The sequence below is a fragment of the Pseudomonas salicis genome, assembly GCF_057128705.1.
Map to the genome: position 1 here is coordinate 150,418 of NZ_JBSKHU010000007.1, position 18,158 is coordinate 168,575.

Annotated in this window: 21 protein-coding genes; 8 read left to right on the top strand and 13 right to left on the bottom strand. The window is 60.9% G+C overall.

Translation table 11 applies throughout. The annotated features are described in order from the left end of the window. Positions 1-48 precede the first annotated feature (48 nt). The 8 genes from ACWKWE_RS24600 to ACWKWE_RS24635 form a co-directional block, all read right to left on the bottom strand. Positions 49-717 (bottom strand): methionine ABC transporter permease, encoded by a 669-nt coding sequence (locus tag ACWKWE_RS24600; protein WP_166595776.1) that lies wholly within the window; start codon positions 715-717, stop codon positions 49-51. 18 nt (positions 718-735) lie between these two features. Then, positions 736-1,740, bottom strand: coding sequence for a methionine ABC transporter ATP-binding protein (locus ACWKWE_RS24605; RefSeq protein WP_166595775.1), 1,005 nt, complete (start codon positions 1,738-1,740; stop codon positions 736-738). 151 nt (positions 1,741-1,891) lie between these two features. Continuing rightward, a complete protein-coding gene (locus tag ACWKWE_RS24610; RefSeq protein ID WP_166595774.1) occupies positions 1,892-2,215 on the bottom strand; it encodes an AzlD domain-containing protein in 324 nt (107 codons plus the stop codon). Next, positions 2,212-2,940: an AzlC family ABC transporter permease gene (locus ACWKWE_RS24615; protein WP_483851974.1), complete on the bottom strand. Its 729-nt coding sequence runs from the start codon at positions 2,938-2,940 to the stop codon at positions 2,212-2,214. Before ACWKWE_RS24615 ends, ACWKWE_RS24610 begins: the two co-directional genes overlap by 4 nt. A 196-nt stretch (positions 2,941-3,136) precedes the next feature. Then, entirely contained in the window at positions 3,137-4,141 is a 1,005-nt protein-coding gene (locus tag ACWKWE_RS24620) for a hydrolase (RefSeq protein WP_483851975.1), read from the bottom strand. Continuing rightward, entirely contained in the window at positions 4,125-4,745 is a 621-nt protein-coding gene (gene rsmD / locus ACWKWE_RS24625) for a 16S rRNA (guanine(966)-N(2))-methyltransferase RsmD (protein WP_341961338.1), read from the bottom strand. Before rsmD ends, ACWKWE_RS24620 begins: the two co-directional genes overlap by 17 nt. Then, positions 4,745-6,241, bottom strand: coding sequence for a M16 family metallopeptidase (locus tag ACWKWE_RS24630; protein ID WP_483851976.1), 1,497 nt, complete (start codon positions 6,239-6,241; stop codon positions 4,745-4,747). The genes rsmD and ACWKWE_RS24630 overlap by 1 nt, the downstream gene beginning before the upstream one ends. Continuing rightward, positions 6,238-7,590: a M16 family metallopeptidase gene (locus ACWKWE_RS24635; protein ID WP_483851977.1), complete on the bottom strand. Its 1,353-nt coding sequence runs from the start codon at positions 7,588-7,590 to the stop codon at positions 6,238-6,240. Before ACWKWE_RS24635 ends, ACWKWE_RS24630 begins: the two co-directional genes overlap by 4 nt. Before the next feature lie 294 nt (positions 7,591-7,884). Between ACWKWE_RS24635 and ftsY the strand changes: the two genes are divergently transcribed. The 4 genes from ftsY to rpoH all read left to right on the top strand — a co-directional run bounded on the left by ftsY (position 7,885) and on the right by rpoH (position 12,115). After that, the gene (ftsY, locus tag ACWKWE_RS24640; protein WP_483851978.1) at positions 7,885-9,432 is read left to right on the top strand and encodes a signal recognition particle-docking protein FtsY; all 1,548 of its coding nucleotides are present in this window, start codon (positions 7,885-7,887) and stop codon (positions 9,430-9,432) included. Continuing rightward, positions 9,429-10,100, top strand: a complete 672-nt coding sequence (gene ftsE, locus ACWKWE_RS24645; RefSeq protein ID WP_483851979.1) for a cell division ATP-binding protein FtsE — start codon at positions 9,429-9,431, stop codon at positions 10,098-10,100. The genes ftsY and ftsE overlap by 4 nt, the downstream gene beginning before the upstream one ends. After that, a complete protein-coding gene (gene ftsX, locus ACWKWE_RS24650; protein ID WP_483851980.1) occupies positions 10,097-11,122 on the top strand; it encodes a permease-like cell division protein FtsX in 1,026 nt (341 codons plus the stop codon). The genes ftsE and ftsX overlap by 4 nt, the downstream gene beginning before the upstream one ends. Before the next feature lie 138 nt (positions 11,123-11,260). Then, the gene (gene rpoH / locus ACWKWE_RS24655) at positions 11,261-12,115 is read left to right on the top strand and encodes an RNA polymerase sigma factor RpoH (protein WP_065991120.1); all 855 of its coding nucleotides are present in this window, start codon (positions 11,261-11,263) and stop codon (positions 12,113-12,115) included. Between the two features lie 188 nt (positions 12,116-12,303). On the opposite strand, the gene mtgA is transcribed toward rpoH, so the two are convergent. Continuing rightward, positions 12,304-13,014 carry a monofunctional biosynthetic peptidoglycan transglycosylase gene (gene mtgA, locus ACWKWE_RS24660; protein WP_483851981.1) on the bottom strand — a complete coding sequence of 237 codons (711 nt, stop codon included), beginning with the start codon at positions 13,012-13,014 and terminating at the stop codon, positions 12,304-12,306. A 79-nt stretch (positions 13,015-13,093) separates the two neighbouring features. Here mtgA and ACWKWE_RS24665 point away from each other — a divergent pair, with 79 nt between their 5' ends. The 4 genes from ACWKWE_RS24665 to trmB all read left to right on the top strand — a co-directional run bounded on the left by ACWKWE_RS24665 (position 13,094) and on the right by trmB (position 15,420). Beyond that, positions 13,094-13,477 carry a DUF423 domain-containing protein gene (locus ACWKWE_RS24665; RefSeq protein ID WP_166595765.1) on the top strand — a complete coding sequence of 128 codons (384 nt, stop codon included), beginning with the start codon at positions 13,094-13,096 and terminating at the stop codon, positions 13,475-13,477. A 111-nt stretch (positions 13,478-13,588) separates the two neighbouring features. Continuing rightward, positions 13,589-13,789 carry a sulfur carrier protein ThiS gene (thiS, locus tag ACWKWE_RS24670; RefSeq protein ID WP_166595764.1) on the top strand — a complete coding sequence of 67 codons (201 nt, stop codon included), beginning with the start codon at positions 13,589-13,591 and terminating at the stop codon, positions 13,787-13,789. 67 nt (positions 13,790-13,856) lie between these two features. Continuing rightward, complete coding sequence (locus ACWKWE_RS24675; protein WP_483851982.1) at positions 13,857-14,651, top strand: thiazole synthase; 795 nt, start codon at positions 13,857-13,859, stop codon at positions 14,649-14,651. A 55-nt stretch (positions 14,652-14,706) separates the two neighbouring features. Further along, positions 14,707-15,420: a tRNA (guanosine(46)-N7)-methyltransferase TrmB gene (gene trmB, locus ACWKWE_RS24680; RefSeq protein WP_166595892.1), complete on the top strand. Its 714-nt coding sequence runs from the start codon at positions 14,707-14,709 to the stop codon at positions 15,418-15,420. A gap of 109 nt (positions 15,421-15,529) precedes the next feature. Here trmB and ACWKWE_RS24685 read toward each other — a convergent pair whose 3' ends face one another. The 4 genes from ACWKWE_RS24685 to ACWKWE_RS24700 are packed head-to-tail and all read right to left on the bottom strand — an operon-like array spanning position 15,530 to position 18,138. Then, the gene (locus tag ACWKWE_RS24685) at positions 15,530-15,853 is read right to left on the bottom strand and encodes a DUF3392 domain-containing protein (protein ID WP_062385487.1); all 324 of its coding nucleotides are present in this window, start codon (positions 15,851-15,853) and stop codon (positions 15,530-15,532) included. A gap of 22 nt (positions 15,854-15,875) precedes the next feature. Then, on the bottom strand, positions 15,876-17,090 hold the full coding sequence (gene hemW, locus ACWKWE_RS24690) for a radical SAM family heme chaperone HemW (RefSeq protein WP_483851983.1): 1,215 nt from the start codon (positions 17,088-17,090) through the stop codon (positions 15,876-15,878). Then, positions 17,087-17,695, bottom strand: coding sequence for an RdgB/HAM1 family non-canonical purine NTP pyrophosphatase (rdgB, locus tag ACWKWE_RS24695; protein ID WP_166595761.1), 609 nt, complete (start codon positions 17,693-17,695; stop codon positions 17,087-17,089). The genes hemW and rdgB overlap by 4 nt, the downstream gene beginning before the upstream one ends. Next, positions 17,692-18,138, bottom strand: coding sequence for a DUF4426 domain-containing protein (locus ACWKWE_RS24700; protein ID WP_483851984.1), 447 nt, complete (start codon positions 18,136-18,138; stop codon positions 17,692-17,694). The genes rdgB and ACWKWE_RS24700 overlap by 4 nt, the downstream gene beginning before the upstream one ends. Between the last annotated feature and the right edge of the window lie 20 nt (positions 18,139-18,158).

The window sequence follows — 18,158 nt, forward strand, 5'->3', positions numbered from 1 at the left end:
GGTTGAGCGGGGCAGCAGGCCTGGCGACCTGCCGATGAGTGTTTGCGGCTATCGCTTGTGGCTACGGGCACGAATCCACACGTCGCCGGTGATCTGGATGAACTGGACGATGATGACCATCGAAAACACCGAGATGAACATCAGCTCGCCGTAGAAACGCTGGTAGCCAAACTCGATGGCGAAATCCCCGACGCCGCCTGCACCCACGGCGCCCGCCACTGCGGTGCCTTCCACGGTGCCCACCAGAATGATGGTCATGGCGTTGAGCAATCCTGAGAAAGACTCGGGCAGCAGCACCCGGAAAATCAGCTGAAAGCGGGTCACGCCCATGGAACGTGCGGCCTCGATTCGGCCCTGATCAATCTCCCGCAGCACCGACTCCACGAGCCTTGAGAAGAACGGCGTGAAACCCAGTACCAGTGGAATGATGGCCGCCACCGGCCCAAGCGTTGTGCCCACGGTGGCGCGGGTGACGGGGATCAGCAGCACGATCAGAATCAGGAACGGAATGGAGCGACCGACGTTGACGGCGGTGGTCAGCAGGTAATACAGCGCAGGTCTCGGTGAAATGGATTGTGGCGCGATCAGGTACAGCGTGGTGCCAACCGTGAGGCCAGCCACGATGATGCAGGGGCCCGCGATGGCGATCATGTAGAGGGTCTGCGCCAGGGCGGCCCAGAAATCCGGAAGGTAGGTTTGCCAGGTCATGGGGTTCATGGGGCGCTCGAACGGGAATCAGAGGTTGACGGTGATCATCTGGTCGGTCAGCCATTGCTTGACCTGTCCCACATCGAGGTGGGTCTGCGGGTGGCGTGGGCGAAAGCGCACCTGAAACCGGGCGACCGGGGTTTTGCCAAGGTTGTCGACCCGCCCGGACAGGATCGAGAAGTCGAGACTCAGCGCCCCCGCGAGTGTGGACAGCAAGTCGGTCTGGGTTTCGGGATGCTCGAAAATCAGGTCAAGGGTGTCGGGTCCGTTTTGCCAGGCGGCATCTTTGTTCAGGGGCAGAAGGTGGTCCTTGAGGACCGAGTGCTCCCGCTGAATCACGTCCTTGAGCGTTCCCGCTTCGGTGATACGCCCGTGTTCGATCAGCACGGCCGCATCGCAGGCGTAGCGAATGACATCCCATGAGTGAGTGATCAGGATCACGGTGAATCCGTAAAGGCGCTTGAGCTCCCCCAGCAGATCAAGAATGGTCTGAGTGGTTTGTGAGTCCAGCGCGCTGGTGGCCTCATCGCACAGCAAGACTTGGGGGTTGGTGATCAGGGCGCGGGCTATGCCGACGCGCTGTTTCTGCCCACCTGACAGCTGTGAGGGGTAATGCCCTTCGCGATCTTGGAGTCCGACTTTTTCGATCAACGCCCTCGCGCGCGCATACCGCTCAGCGGCCGGTACGCCGCGAATGGCGAGCGGAAACGCGACGTTGTCGAGGACGGTCTTGCCGTGAAACAGATTGAAGTGCTGAAAAATGGTCGAGACTTTCGACAGGTATTCGCGCTGACCCCGAGCATCCAGCGATGCCAGGTCCTGGCCGTCGAACTCAACGGTGCCCGCCGATGGCGCTTCCAACAGATTGAGCAGACGCAGCAGCGTGCTTTTGCCAGCGCCCGATGTGCCGACGATGCCGAGAAACGCGCCGCGCTCGATTGTCAGATCGACATCGTCAAGCGCGGTGGTGGCGGTGTTGTCGCGGTTGAAGGTTTTGCTGACGTGGGTCAGACGGAAAATCGGATCACTCACTGCAGCTGTCCTTGGTGATATTCGCTTGCGCGACAAATCAGACGTCGAAAACCGCCGACATCAGACGTGCCGCCAATCATTCAAGAACTGCATAATCAGTGCTGCTGGTTATAGCTGAAAGGAATTTTTAATTCTTTGCTTATAACCTCGTTCAAATCTGTCCCATCGCCCAGCGCAGCAAAAAGAACACCGCTAGGCCGCCGCCGATTGTTGCCAGCAGGTTGCGGCTGAAGGCAGCGATGGCGATGGCGGCGATCCCCGCCAGCAGATACGCGTTGTGCCATGACACCTGCCAGTGCTGGCCGTCCGGCAGGAGCATGCCCGGCACAACGATCGCAGTGAGCACCGCAGTCGGCACGTAGTGCAGCCCTTGGCGAACCACCGGCGGGAAACGCAGATTCGGCCAGGCGAACAGGCTGTAGCGCATCAGAAATGTGATTGCGGTCATGCCGAGAATCAGCCACCAATAGCTCATGAATGCACCTCATTGCTCGGGGCGTCCTGCGCGTCGGAAGACTGCCGGCGTTCGAGAAGTACGCCCACGGCGATGCCACTGAACGCCGCGGCCATCAGCCCCAATTTATAGGGCCACGACCAGGTCATCAGCGCGACAGCACCGGCCGCCAGCGCAGCCGCGACCTGCGGTCGGTTGCGCAGAAGCGGGACGACGATGCCGATGAACGTCGCCAGCATCGCGAATTCCAGCCCCCAACTCGCCATGTCCGGCACGGCTTGGCCGAATAAAACGCCGACCAGTGAACTGCTGACCCAGCACGCATAGAGCGCGACGGTGACCCCCAGCCAGTACCAATGCGCCAGCGAGGTACGGCCATGAACGAGGTAAAAGCGCTGGACGACCGCGAAGGTTTCATCGGTCAGCCAGAACGCCAGCAGCAACCGCCAGCGCTGGGGTAACCCCTGAACTTGAGGCTGCATCGTGGCGCTGTACAGCACGTGGCGAAGGTTGACGATGAACGTGGTCAGCAAGATCACGACCGCGCTGGCGCCCGCGCCCATCAAGCTGACAACGATGAACTGCGCCGATCCGGCATAGACAAACATCGACATGCCGACCGCCTGCCACAGCGACAAGCCGCCAACGCCTGCGAGGGTTCCAAAGATGATGCCGAACGGTGCAATGCCGACCAGCATGGGCACGCTGTCGCGAAGACCGCGAACGAACAGTTGATTACGGGACATGGTTCTTCTCCTTATGTCCCGCAGGGTAGGCGTTCGGGGTGGGAGTGTCTTGAACGATCTTGCACGATGCCGCACTGCTGTTTGGCCGCGGATCGGTTTGCGAATGGTTTATTCGGGCTACCACACATCCTGTGGGAGACGCCGGAGGAACGACGGCAGCGACGAGGGTTTTTCAGTCAACGCATAGGTCTCAGTCTTACGCCCCATGCACCTCCACCAACCACTCCGGAATCCGCTGTTCCAGGTAATAGGTCGGTGTTCTGATCGTTCCGCCAACGAACCCGACATGGCCACCCTGAGCCTGAAAGTCGAATCGGGTGCTGTCAGACAACTCGCCAGGCTCGGGCAGGCTGTGGCGAAACACGAACGGATCGTCCAATGCCTGCACCAGCAGCGTCGGTGTGCGAATCGCGCCGAGGTAATAGCGGCTCGACGCTTTCCGGTAATAGTCGTAGGCGTCGAGGAAACCGTTGAGCGGCGCGGTGACCTTCCCGTCGAAATCCCAGAACGTGCGCAGGTTGTCCAGCGAACCCAGTGCTGCGAGGACCGCGAGCCCGTCGCTCAACCCTTCGTGTTGAAAACGGCGTTGCTTGTCCCGGATGTAACCGACCATCTCGCGCATGAAGTGGCGCTGATACACCTTGGAAAAACCCAGCCCGATACGGTCCGCGCACTCGTCCAGCCGAAACGGCACCGACACCGCCGCAGCCCCTTGTAACTGGCTTTGGAGGCCGGATTCGCCGAGGTATTTGAGCAAGATATTACCGCCCAGCGAATAACCGACGGCATAGAGCGGCGCCAAGGGGCGGGCGGCTCGCAAGTGATCGATCACGGCGGCGAGGTCTTCCGTGGCGCCGGAGTGGTAGCTGCGAGGCAACAGATTGGGCTCTCCTGAACAGCCACGCCAGTTCACCGCAACGCTGGACCAGCCGCGCTTTTCCATCGCCCGCTGCAAACCTGCAACGTAAGGCGAATTGGAAGACCCGGTCAGGCCATGCAGCACAATGACGACCGGCACTTGGGCGTCATGAGGCCCATGCCAGTCGAGGTCGAGGAAGTCGCCGTCTTCCAGCCAGATGCGCTCGCGACGACGGTCGAGATGAACGGTCTTGCGCCACAGCGGCCCCCACAACGTTTGCAGGTGGGGGTTGCCGAGGCCGGTTGCCGGAACGAAGGCCCGGCTGTCAGCTGGCGACGGCACTTCGTTCCCACAGCGCGTAATACACCTGCCCGGCCTTTTTCTCGCGGTGCAGTCGCCAGTTGCCCGGCATGGCCAAGGTGGAGGGCGCAGTTTCGCTTTCGGTGTAGATCCACGCGTTGTCCGCCAGCCACTGACGTTCTTCGAGCAGCGTGCAGGCCGGTGCCAGCAGGTTTTGGTGGAACGGCGGATCGAGGAAGATCACGTCGAACTGCTCGGCGGGCTGGGTCTCCAGATAACGCAGGGCGTCGCCGGTCGATGTCCGGCCCACTGTGCAGCGCAAAGTGCCGAGATGCTCGCGCAGGTTGGAAATGGCGGCGGAGTTGGTGTCCAGCGCCAGGCCCAGACTCGCGCCACGGGACAGTGCTTCCAGATACAGCGCGCCGCTGCCCGCGAACGGGTCGAGCACGCGGGCGCCTTCGATGTAAGGCGCCAACCAGTTGAACAGGGTCTCGCGCACCCGGTCCGGCGTCGGGCGCAGGCCAGGGGCATCAGGAAAGCTCAGACGCCGACTGCGCCATTCGCCGCCGATGATCCGCAGTTGGCCGAGGCCCGTATGGACTTTGTGCCCTTTGTGTATGCGCGGCGGCTTGGAAGTCGAGGTCATTAGTGCTCCGGAACGCCGAGGGGTTGCTCGGCAGGTCGATCAGTAGGGGGCGGCAGAGGTTTCTGCGGGACAGTAGGACCAGCCGTCACGATGACCAGCTTGTCCACGTCCAGATGCTTGTTCATCACCGTTTTGATCTGCTCGACGGTGACGCTCTGAGACTGCGTCATGAAGTCTTCGATGTAGCTCAGGGGCAGATTATAGAAGCCGATTGCCCCCAATTGGCCAACGATTGCCGAGTTGCTCGCCGTGGACAGCGGGAAGCTGCCCGCGAGTTCGCGCTTGGCGTCGTCGAGCTCTTTCTGGGTGGGGCCGTTCGCGAGGAAGTCACGGGTGACGTCCTTGACCAGCTTCAAGGTGTTTTCGCTGAGTTCGGCACGGGTTTGCAGGCCGATGATGAACGGGCCTTGGGCCTGCATCGGGGTGAAGCCCGACGAAATACCGTACGTCAGGCCACGCTTTTCCCGAACTTCGGTCATCAAGCGACTGCCAAAGCCGCCGCCGCCGAGGATCGAGTTGCCCAGCGAGAGCGCTGCGTAATCCGGATCGGCCCGGTCGATGCCCAGCTCGGCCAGCATCAGGTGAGTCTGCTTGGAAGGAAACTCAATGTGAGTCTCGCCAGATTTCGGCTCGGTCGGCGCAACGGTCTTCGCCAATGCCGGGCCTTTCGGCAGCGACGCCGACACCTGAGCGGCAACCGCTTCGGCATCTGCGCGAGAAAGATCGCCCACCAATGCAATCACCGCGTTCCCCGCCGCGTAGGCCCTGGCGTGAAAGGCTTTCAGCTGCGCGAGCGTGATTGGCGTGATGCTTTTGGCAGTGCCCATGCTTGGATGCCCGTAGGGGTGATTCCCGTACAGACGCGTGAACAGCTCATCGCCCGCCAGTTTGCCGGGGTTTTGCTTTTGATATTCAAAGCTGGCGAGAAGCTGGTTTTTGATCCGGGCCAGCGAGTCACTAGGGAACGTGGGCTTGCCCACCACTTCCGAGAATAGCTTGAGTGCCGGTTCGCGTTTCTCGGGCGCGCTCAGGCTGCGCAGCGAAACCAGCGCCATGTCGCGGTAGGAGCCGTTGCCGAAGTCGGCGCCCAGCCCTTCGAAACCTTCGGCGATGGCGCTGACATTCTTGCCTTTCACGCCTTCATTGAGCATGGCGTTGGTGACCAGCGCGATCCCCGGGGTGGCGCCGTCCTGACTGCTGCCAGCTGCGAACAGCAAGCGCATGTCGAACATCGGCAGCTCATGAGCTTCGACGAACAGCACGCGGGCGCCTTCGGCGGTGTTCCACGACTGAATGTTCAATGAGCGACGGGCCGGGGCCTTGCCGTCGAGCTCCTTCAGGGATTCGAGGGTGTTGGCAGCTTTATCGATGGCCTTGGGCGCTTCGGCGGCCGTGTCGGCCATGACCGGTGCAGCGCTAAACAGCGCGAGGGTCGCTGCCAGCAGCATCGAAGGGGCCCGCGTTCGCCCCAGGCGTGTTTCGTTGCGCGGGGTCATTTGGCTTTCTCCTCAGGCAGAACGTGCGCGACGGCGAGGCGTTCGCGGGTGAAATAGGTGCGAGCGGCTTTCTGGATGTCTTCCGGAGTGACGCTTTGCAGCGCCGCCAGTTCGCCGTCGATCAGGCGCCAGGACAGCCCCACAGTTTCCAGCTCGCCGATGGTGCTGGCCTGACTGGTGATCGAATCACGCTCATACACCAGACCGGCGATGACCTGCGCCCGAACCCGCTCAAGCTCTTCTTTGGTCGGCGGCTTGTTTTTCAGCTCGTCCAGTAGACGCCAGATACCGGCTTCGGTGTCGGCGAGGGTTTTCTTCTTCTGCATGTTGGGCGTGGCGCTGATGGTGAACAGGCTGTCACCACGGGTGTAGGCGTCGTAATCGGAGGAGGCGCCGGTCACGAGTTCTTCACCGCGCTCCAGACGCGTCGGGATGCGCGCGCTGTAGCCGCCGTCCAGCAGCGCCGAGATCAGACGAAGGGCATTGACTGACTGTGGATCGGTCGCGGTAGACAGGCTCGGCACGTTGAAGCCGTACATCAGGCTCGGCATCTGGGTCGCCACATGCACGGTGATCTGGCGCAGGCCCGGCTCAGGCAGCTCCAGCGGCTTTTTCGATGGCGGCACATCACGCCGTGGAATTGGCCCGAAGAAGCGTTCGGCCAGCGCCTTCACTTCGTCGGGTTTCACGTCGCCCACGACGACCAGCGTGGCGTTATTCGGCACGTACCAGGATTCGTACCAGTGGCGCAGCTCTTCGACCTTCATGCGGTCGAGGTCCGCCATCCAGCCGATGGTCGGCGTGTGGTAGCCACTGGCCGGGTAGGCCATGGCCTTGAAGCGTTCGTAAGCCTTGGCGTTCGGCTTGTCATCGGTGCGCAGGCGGCGCTCTTCCTTGATGACTTCAATCTCGCGAGCGAATTCTTCAGGCGGCAGGCGCAGGCTGGCCATGCGATCGGCTTCCAGCTCGAAGGCAACGCTCAGGCGGTCGCGAGCCAGCACCTGGTAGTACGCGGTGTAATCGTCGCTGGTGAAGGCGTTTTCTTCGGCGCCAAGGTCGCGCAGGATCAGCGAAGCCTCACCCGGACCCGCCTTGGAGCTGCCCTTGAACATCATGTGTTCCAGCGCGTGGGACAGGCCGGTCTGGCCGGGCGTCTCGTAACTGGAGCCCACCTTGTACCAGACCTGCGACACCACCACCGGCGCGCGATGATCTTCGCGCACGACGACTTTCAGGCCGTTATCCAGCGTGAATTCGGAAGTGGGTTGAGGGTCGGCGGCGAGAGCAGCAAGGGGCAAACACAATGTGCCGAGCAGAAGGCCTGCGGCACGGCGGGCAATAGCATTCATTCGTCATTTGAACCTTCGAGACGGCCTGCTTGAACTTAGCGTCGGCGGGCGCGGGGGTGTTAGGATAGCGGCCAGTTTGCTTGCCGACCACGACTAAGATGTAGGAGTTTTCGGATAAGCCATGGCCTTAAGGCTGATTGGGGCGACAGTGGCTGAACGCTATGAAGCGGATTCACTGATGCCACGTGCCGGGGCAACTGATGAACAAGCGGACATAAAAGCAGTCTGTTTCGCATACAGAATTTTTCAGAGGCGCCGCTCTGGCGCGTCGCTACCTTGAGATAGCCGTCCTCCATGTTTGGTTCCAACGACGACAAGAAGACCCCAGCCCCGGCTGGCGAGAAAAAAGGCCTGTTCGGATGGCTGCGCAAAAAGCCGCAGGAAGCCGTTGCCGAGCCGCCACAGGATTCAACCGCCGCAGCGCCCGAGCCTGTCGCCGAACCGACGCCGCCTGCTGCCGAGCCGCAAACCCCTCCGGCGATCCCGCCTGCTGCGCCACATGTCGCCACGGCTTTCGAAGCACCGACGCCGATCATTGAACAGCCAGCTGGCGAGCCTTGGCTGAAGCTACCGGTCGCCGAAGAGCCGGTGGCGCTGACGGATGAACACGAGCCGCACGTCACCCCCGAGATTCCGGTGTACACCGCGTCGCACGTGCAATCTGAGATCGCCATTCCGCATCCGCCAGCTCAGCCTGCGGTGGTCGATACCACGTCTTTTGAAGTGCCACCGTCCATCGAGCCGATCCCGGTTGCCCTGCCGGACCCGGTCGCTGGCGATGATTTGCCTGCCTTGTCTCAGCCTTCGCCTGTTCCTGAGCCAGTACCGACTGTGCCGGTTGCACCCGTGATCGAGACCCCGCCAGCGCTAGTCGTCCCTGAAGCTCCGGCTCCCGTCGTGGAAGCCAGGCAACCCGGTTTCTTCGCCCGCCTGAAACAGGGTCTGTCCAAGACCAGCGCCAGCCTTGGTGAAGGCATGGCCAGCCTGTTTCTGGGCAAGAAGGCCATCGACGATGACATGCTCGATGAGCTGGAAACGCGCTTGTTGACCGCCGACGTGGGTGTTGAAGCCACGTCGTTGATCGTGCGCAACCTGACCCAGAAAGTGGCGCGCAAACAGTTGACCGACAGCGACGCGCTGTACAAGTCGCTGCAAAGTGAACTGACGGAAATGCTCAAGCCGGTGGAAGCGCCGCTCGTCATTACCGCAGAACACAAGCCATTTGTGATTCTGGTCGTTGGCGTCAACGGCGCGGGCAAGACCACCACCATCGGCAAGCTGGCCAAGAAGCTTCAGCTTGAAGGCAAGAAAGTCATGCTGGCGGCAGGCGACACCTTCCGCGCTGCGGCGGTCGAGCAGCTTCAGGTCTGGGGTGAGCGCAACAAGATCCCGGTCATCGCCCAGCACACCGGCGCCGACTCGGCTTCGGTCATCTTCGACGCCGTGCAGGCCGCCAAGGCCCGTGGTGTCGATGTGCTGATCGCCGACACCGCCGGTCGTCTGCACACCAAAGACAACCTGATGGAAGAGCTGAAAAAGGTGCGCCGCGTGATCGGCAAGCTGGACGAAGCCGCGCCTCACGAAGTCTTGTTGGTGCTGGATGCCGGTACTGGCCAGAACGCCATCAACCAAGCGAAGCAATTCAATCAGACGGTGAGCCTGACGGGCCTTGCCCTCACCAAGCTCGACGGCACGGCCAAGGGCGGGGTGATCTTCGCGCTGGCCAAGCAGTTCGGACTGCCGATTCGTTACATCGGCGTCGGTGAAGGCATCGACGATTTGCGGACATTCGAGGCCGAACCGTTCGTTCAGGCCCTCTTCGCCGAGCGGGAGCGCACATGATTCGTTTCGAACAGGTCGGTAAACGCTATCCGAACGGACACGTCGGCTTGCATGAGCTGAGCTTTCGAGTGCGTCGCGGCGAGTTTCTGTTTGTAACCGGCCACTCCGGTGCCGGTAAAAGTACACTGTTGCGCCTGCTGCTAGCGATGGAACGTCCCACCACCGGCAAACTGTTGCTGGCCGGGCAAGACCTCGGGCAGATCAGCAATGCGCAGATCCCGTTCCTGCGGCGGCAAATCGGCGTCGTGTTCCAGAACCACCAGTTGCTGTTCGACCGCACGGTGTTCAACAACGTCGCCCTGCCGCTCCAGATTCTGGGGCTTTCCAAGTCGGAAGTGACCAAACGCGTCGATTCGGCGTTGGAGCGTGTGGCCCTGTCTGACAAGGCCGAGCTGTACCCTGGCGACTTGTCCACCGGTCAGCAGCAGCGCGTCGGTATTGCACGCGCCATCGTTCACCGCCCGGCCTTGCTGCTGGCGGACGAACCCACCGGTAACCTCGATCCACGGCTGGCAGCGGAAATCATGGGCGTATTCGAAGACATCAACCGCCTGGGCACCAGCGTGCTGATCGCCAGTCACGACCTGGCCCTGATCGCACGCATGCGCCACCGCATGCTGACCCTGCAACGCGGCCGACTGATCGGTGACGGGGAGGCTGGCGTATGAGTGCCACTCGCAGCCCCAAGGTTTCCGAACGCGTGGCGCCAAAGGCCGCCGAGCCGGGCCCGCAGAAGAAAAAGAAACACGACGATGATGATGGTCCAAGCTTTGGTCAGCTGTTCAACGCATGGATCGAAGCCCATCGCTCCAGCTTGGCCGACAGCTTGCGGCGTCTGGGCAAGCAACCAATTGGCAGCTTCTTTACCTGTCTGGTGATGGCCGTTGCATTGAGCCTGCCGATGGGCTTGTCGTTGCTGCTGAGCAACGTCGAGCGGCTGGGCGGTTCGTGGCAGCGCGCGGCGCAGATCTCTCTTTATTTGCAACTGAATGCTTCGCCGAGTGAAGGCGAAGGGTTGGTCGCTCAGATCAAAGAGATGCCCGGCGTCGCCGAAGCAGAGTACATCTCCCGCGATCAGGCGCTGAACGAGTTCCAGCAGCAATCAGGCCTGGGCGAAGCGCTCAAGGAATTGCCTGAAAACCCGCTGCCCGGCGTCGTGCTGGTGACTCCACAGGAAGTTGACAAGCCGGCGCTGGAGGCATTACGTACGCGTCTCGCTGAATTACCGAAAGTGCAGCAGGCGCAGCTGGATCTGGTCTGGGTCGAACGTCTGGCGGCGATTCTGAAATTGGGTGACCGCTTCGTGTTCGGCCTGACAGTGCTGTTGGTGGTGGCATTGTTATTGGTGATAGGCAATACCATCCGTCTTCATATCGAGAACCGCCGCACCGAGATCGAAGTCATTAAACTAGTGGGCGGTACCGATGCCTACGTGCGCAGGCCCTTCCTTTATATGGGCGCGCTGTATGGCTTCGGTGCCGGGATTCTGTCTTGGGGTGTGCTGGCGTTCGGCCTGGACTGGTTGAACGAGGCGGTGGTGCGATTGGCTGGTCTTTATGGAAGCAATTTCGCACTGGCTGGTGTGCCGGTTGCCGATGGTCTGTCCCTATTGCTTGGGGCGGTGCTGTTGGGGTATATCGGTGCGTGGATTGCCGTTGCACGCCATTTGAGAGAGCTGGCACCTCGTTGAGTTTTAATGTTCGGGTAATCTTTTAAGCGTAAATTTTGTTTCATCTATTGACTTTTCAGCTAAGGGAACTTGTTTAGCGGCTCCCGGTCAATTTCGCAGTGCTGAACTGCACGAGTCATGTGTCGGAGGTTTTTTCGTATGACCAATTCTTTGCAACCTGCTTATGCCTTGGTTCCGGGTGCAAACCTGGAAGCCTATGTGCACACGGTCAACAGCATTCCATTGCTGACGCCCGAGCAGGAGCGTGAACTGGCCGAGAGTCTCTATTACGAGCAGGATCTAGGGGCGGCTCGGCAGATGGTGCTCGCCCACCTGCGTTTTGTCGTGCATATCGCACGCAGTTATTCCGGTTATGGACTGGCTCAGGCTGACCTGATCCAGGAAGGTAACGTCGGTCTGATGAAGGCCGTGAAGCGTTTTAACCCAGAAATGGGCGTGCGTCTGGTATCGTTCGCCGTGCACTGGATCAAGGCTGAGATTCACGAGTTCATTCTGCGCAACTGGCGCATCGTGAAAGTCGCGACCACCAAGGCCCAGCGCAAGCTGTTCTTCAACCTGCGCAGCCAGAAGAAACGTCTGGCGTGGCTGAACAACGAAGAAGTGCACCGTGTGGCTGAAAGCCTCGGTGTAGAGCCGCGTGAAGTGCGCGAGATGGAAAGCCGCTTGACCGGTCACGACATGGCGTTCGACCCGGCTGCTGAAGCCGACGACGACAGCGCGTTCCAGTCTCCGGCCAACTACCTGGAAGACCATCGTTACGATCCGGCGCGTCAGCTGGAAGATTCCGACTGGACTGACAGCTCGACCGCCAACCTGCACGAAGCCTTGAACGTGCTGGACGACCGTAGCCGCGACATCCTTTACCAGCGCTGGCTGGCTGAGGAAAAGGCGACGCTGCACGACCTGGCCGAAAAGTACAACGTCTCAGCCGAGCGTATCCGTCAGCTCGAAAAGAGCGCGATGAACAAGCTCAAGCTGTCGATTGCTGCGTAAGCGGTCAGCTGAAATGAAAAACGCCCCGAGATGATCGGGGCGTTTTTGTTTGTGAGCCTGATGATGACCTGTAGGAGTGAGCTTGCTCGCGATAGCGGCCTTTCAGTCACTGCCTGGGTGTCTGGTATGACGCCATCGCGAGCAAGCTCACTCCTATAGGTTTTGCGTGTGGCTCTAAAAGGTTTGGTTTACCACTCTCGCCGATTGTTTATCCCCACCAGATACTCATCCCCACCCAACTGGCGCATCTGCTGGCGAATCCAGCCGGCCCGTCGCGAGACGTAGCTGCTGGGGTGGCTGGCGCTCCATTCGCGAGGGTTGGGGAGCACCGCGGCAAGGTAGCTCGCTTGCTGGGTCGACAGCTGATTGGCGTTGACGTGGAAGTGATGTTGCGCCGCAGCTTGGGCGCCGAACACGCCGTCGTCCCATTCCACGCTGTTGACGTATACCTCAAGAATCCGTTGCTTGGACCAGAGCACCTCGATCAGGCCGGTGAACCAGGCTTCCAGGCCTTTGCGCAGATAACTGCGGCCGGACCACAGGAAGAGGTTTTTCGAGACCTGCTGGCTCAGCGTGCTGGCGCCGCGAATCGAGCCGCCACGTTCGTTATGAACCAGTGCGGCCTGAATGGCGTCGATATCGAAACCCCAGTGCTCGGCGAATTTCTGGTCTTCACCTGCGATGACGGCAACTTTCAGGTCGTCGGAGATTCTCTCCCACGGTTGCCAGTCCCGTTGCAAATCGATGGGTTGGCCGTCGAACCAGGACTCGACCTTGCGCTCGACCATCAACGCGGTGAACGGCGGAGGCACGAAGCGAAAGATCAAAACCAGCACGACACTGGCCGCTGCGAACCAGAGCAGGCCTTTGGCGACACGATGGAGAAGGAAACGCAGCATAGGGATGGCTTGGCCGAACCGGTTGAGCGGGCCATTATACAGACCACGCGTCATTGAACGACTTTGCCTGGAGTTTCACATGTTACGAACCTTTCTGATGTTGGCGGCTTTCTTCGGATTCACCGGCGTCGCCCTTGGCGCATTCGCGGCCCATGGCCTGAAAAACCGCCTGACGCCTGAGTACCTGGCGATTTTTCACACCGGCGTGCTGTATCAATTGATCCACACCCTGGCAATCTTTGGTGTGGCGATTCTGGCAACGCAGATTCAGGGGCGGCTGGTCAGCTACGCGGGCATCGCCTTTGTGCTGGGTATCTTGCTGTTCTCGGGCAGTCTTTACCTGCTGACCCTCACCGGCATCAGCAAATTGGGCATCATCACGCCGATTGGCGGGCTGTGCTTCCTCATCGGCTGGTTCATTCTGGGCTGGCTCGCCTGGCGTCTGGGGCTCGATACGCTCTAAAGAGAACCTGACCCGGCAGTCCGATGTGAGACGAATGGCACTGCTTTGCCTTGGTCCCATCGGCTGATCGGGCTAGAATGCTCGCCCCTAAAAATGATGGCTGCCTTTCGCATGCGCATTCAGTTGAACGGTGAATCCTACGAACTGCCCGATGGCGAGACCGTCGCGGCGTTGCTGAACCGTCTGGAACTGACGGGGCGTCGAATCGCGGTGGAGCTGAATCTGGATATCGTCCCACGCAGCCAGCACGCTGCCACGGCGCTGAACGAAGGCGATCAGGTCGAAGTGGTCCACGCCATCGGCGGCGGCTGATTCGCAGCGCTGCAGCCGGCCCGATCCAGAAGAACTGCAAGAACCTCAACCGTAAAGAGGATTTCCGATGAGCAATGTTCGTAGCGACAAGCCGTTTACAGTGGCCGGTCGTACTTTCCAGTCGCGCCTGTTGGTCGGCACGGGCAAGTACAAGGATATGGAAGAAACCCGTCTGGCCATCGAAGCCTCCGGCGCCGAAATCGTCACCTTCGCTGTGCGCCGCACCAACCTCGGCCAGACCGAAGGCGAACCGAACCTGCTCCAAGTGCTGTCACCGGATCGCTACACCTTCTTGCCAAACACGGCTGGCTGCTACGACGCCATCGAAGCCGTGCGCACCTGCCGCCTGGCCCGTGAACTGCTCGACGGCCACAACCTGGTCAAGCTGGAAGTCCTGGCTGACCAGAAGACCCTGTTCCCCAACGTGATCGAAACCCTCAAAGCCGCCGAAACGCTGGTCAAGGAAGGCTTTGACGTGATGGTGTACACCAGCGACGACCCGATCATCGCGCGTCAATTGGCCGAAATCGGCTGCTGCGCGATCATGCCGCTGGCCGGTCTCATTGGCAGCGGGCTTGGCATCTGCAACCCCTACAACCTGCAGATCATCCTCGAAGAATCGAACGTCCCGGTGCTGGTCGATGCCGGTGTCGGCACAGCCTCCGACGCCACCATCGCCATGGAGCTGGGCTGCGAAGCGGTGCTGATGAACTCGGCCATCGCCCACGCGCAACAACCGATCCTCATGGCCGAAGCCATGAAACACGCCATCCTGGCAGGCCGCATGGCTTACCTGGCTGGCCGTATGCAGAAGAAACTCTATGCCAGCGCGTCCTCGCCGCTGGATGGTCTGATCAAGTAAGAGCCTGTTGATGATTGATTCGCAAACGCCTGACCCACTTCCGGACGACGAAGTGATGAACGACGAAGACGGTAAAGCCCAAGGCGATGACAGCCACCATCGGCGCATCAAGAGCTTCGTGATGCGCGCCGGTCGCATGACCGAAGGCCAGCAACGCGGTCTGGACCAGGGCAAGCCGCTGTTCGTGCTGCCGCTGGCGGATGCGCCGGTTGATTTCGACAAGGTGTTCGGTCGCTCGGCGCCGCGCACCCTGGAAATCGGTTTCGGCATGGGCCACTCGTTGCTGGAAATGGCCGCAGCCGCGCCGGAGCAGGATTTCATCGGCGTTGAAGTGCATCGCCCAGGTGTTGGCGCGTTGCTCAATGGCGTGCTGACGCAAGGCCTGACCAACGTGCGGGTCTACGATTGCGATGCCATCGAAGTGCTCAACCGTTGCGTGGCCGACAACAGTCTCGACCGCCTGATGCTGTTCTTTCCGGACCCGTGGCACAAGGCGCGTCATCACAAACGCCGCATCGTACAAGCCGAATTCGCTGAACTGGTGCGCACCAAGCTCAAGCCGGGCGGCGTTCTGCACATGGCCACCGACTGGGAACCGTATGCCGAGTACATGCTGGAAGTGATGAACGTCGCGCCGGGTTATCGCAATCTGGCCGAAGACGGCAAATGCGTCCCACGCCCTGCGGAGCGCCCGATCACCAAGTTCGAACGCCGTGGTGAGCGTTTGGGGCACGGGGTGTGGGATTTGAAGTTCGAGAAGCTGGCCTGATTCAACCGCGTCCCACCCAATAGGGTCGGACGCGGATTCAGAGGTTGGCATGAACCTGTGGGAGCGAATGAATTCGCTCCCACAGTCCGTTTAGCGCCGGGGTTCAGGATCACTTCCTGTCCGCAACCACCCCGATCAACACCAGCACCACCAACAGCACGGGCGCCAGGCTGTAGTTGTTGAACTGGCTCAGCCCGCGCACGACCCAAGGTGTGGCGTAAATCAGCGCGGCGCCGCTGCCGATGGTGCACAGGAGGGCCATGACCGGTACGCGCAAGGCACCGGCAAAGCTGCTCAGGCGACCTTCAATCCAGCCTTTGATGTCTGCGCCGAACAGGATCAGCAGGCAGCCTACCAACGCCAGTGCGATTTCCGACAGGTTGCTGCGGCTCCAGCGTGAGACAGTGGCCAGCAGGTCGAGTACGAGGTCCATTCAGTTTCCTTTGCGTTAAGCCTTAAAGAAGAAAGTACTGCAGCAGGTCATTGAGGAACAGTTGACCTCGGGCAGTGGCCGCCAGACGCGTTGGATCGGTTTCCAGCAAGCCCCGTTGTTCGGCCTGCTGACGCGCGCTGGCGAGCGAATCGACGCTTAGACCCGTGCGACACTGAAATAATGCAGCGTCCACACCATTTGTCAGGCGCAGTGCGTTCATCAGGAATTCGAACGGCATTTCGTCCAGTGGCAGCAGCTTTTCCCCCGCCTGAAACGGCTTGGCCGGATTAAGGTAATCCTTGGGCAAGCGGGTCTTCCACGTGCGCAGGATGCGACCATCGGGGTGACTGAGTTTGCCGTGAGCGCCCGCGCCAATGCCGATGAAATCGCCAAAGCTCCAGTAATTCAGGTTATGCCGCGCAGGACGGCCTGGTTGCGCATAGGCCGACACTTCGTACTGCGCGTAGCCGTTTTCCCTGAGCAGCGTCTGCCCCGCCTCCTGAATGTCCCAGAGGATGTCGTCCTCTGGGAGCGTTGGCGGCTGATTCCAGAACACGGTGTTCGGTTCCAGCGTCAGCTGATACCACGACAGATGCGTCGGGGCGAGGGCGATGGCCTGGCGCAAATCGCCCAGCGCGTCGTCCTGCGACTGATCGGGCAAGCCGTGCATCAGGTCCAGGTTGAAGTTATCAAAACCGGCCTGACGCGCCATGTCCGCCGCCCGCACAGCTTCGTCGCCGTTGTGGATGCGGCCAAGCGCCTTGAGTTTGGCTTCTTGAAAACTCTGAATACCAATGGACAGGCGATTGATCCCCAGGCCGCGATAGGCGCTGAACTTGACCTGCTCGAACGTACCGGGGTTGGCTTCCAGCGTGATTTCAATGTCTGGTGCGAAACGGATGCGTTGCTCGACGCCTTTCAGTAATCGCCCCAATGCGTCGGCGCTGAACAGGCTGGGCGTACCGCCGCCAAAGAAGATCGAACTCAGCTCGCGTCCGTAGACGTGGGGCAGGTCCTGATCCAGGTCAGCCAACAGCGCGTCGACGTATTCCTGCTCGGGCAGAACAGGGCTGGCGGTGTGGGAATTGAAGTCGCAGTACGGGCATTTGCGCACGCACCACGGGATATGGATGTACAGCGACAGCGGAGGCAGCACGGGCAAGGGGCTTCGAGGCTGTTCGGAGCTGAAACCGGCCGCGCCAAGGATCAGCGGCCGGGTGGCTGAATCTTGGGTCATTTCCCCGTCACATCCAGGAGCAGGCGCTGACGCAGAATGGCCATGGCGCGGGCGCGGTGGCTGATCTGGTTCTTGTCGGCGGGCGTCAGCTCGGCGCTGGACAGGCCGCGCTCAGGCACCCAGAACAGCGGGTCATAGCCAAACCCATGCTCGCCACTGGCGGCGGTCAAAATGCGGCCATGCCACAGCCCTTCACAGAGGATAGGCAGCGGATCGTCGGCGTGACGGACCAGCGCCAACACGCACACGAACTGCGCGCCACGCTGCTCTTCCGGCACGTCTTTCAAGGCGTCGAGCAGCTTGGCGTTGTTCGCCGCGTCGCCTTTGCCATCGGCGTAACGCGCTGAATAAATGCCCGGCGCTCCGCCGAGGAAGTCCACCGCCAGCCCTGAATCGTCGGCCAGCGCGGGCAGGCCGGAAATGCGCGCGGCATTGCGGGCCTTGAGGATCGCGTTCTCGACGAACGACAAGCCGGTTTCTTCTGGCTCGACGCTGCTGAACTCGCCAATCGAGCGCAGCTGCACGCTGCCGCCGAGCATGGCTTGGAGTTCTTTAAGTTTGCCGGCGTTGTGGCTGGCGAGTACGAGTTGGGAAAACGTCATCATTCGTCCGAGAAAATCTGTTGGTTGAAGCTGAGCGTGTGCGTGTCGTCGTCCCCGGTCTTCACGTTGATGGTGAAGACATAGGTCGCCGAGCTGTCGGGCTCAACCGCAAATTGCGCGAGATAATTCACCGCGCTGTTTTCGTTGAAGGGCTTGAAGGTCAGCGGCTTTTCGCGGCCCGTGAGGTCCTGGATCGTGCCGCTCACAGTGGCCGGAACGGTCTTGCCGTTCTTGACCGCCGTAATGTTGATCACGCCTTGGCCTTTGCTGCGAATCAGCCCGGCTTCCTGCGCGATGGTCGGTTGCAACAGGCCGGAGGCGAAGGCGTTGTAGTGAATGATCAGGTCGCCGAACTGTTCCTGTCGGTTCGGGCTGGCGCTGTTGGCGGCCATCAGCGGCGTCGCCAGCGTCATCAGCATGCCCAGCAGTGCAATCAGACGAGCCATGATCGTTCTCCTGTGAATAG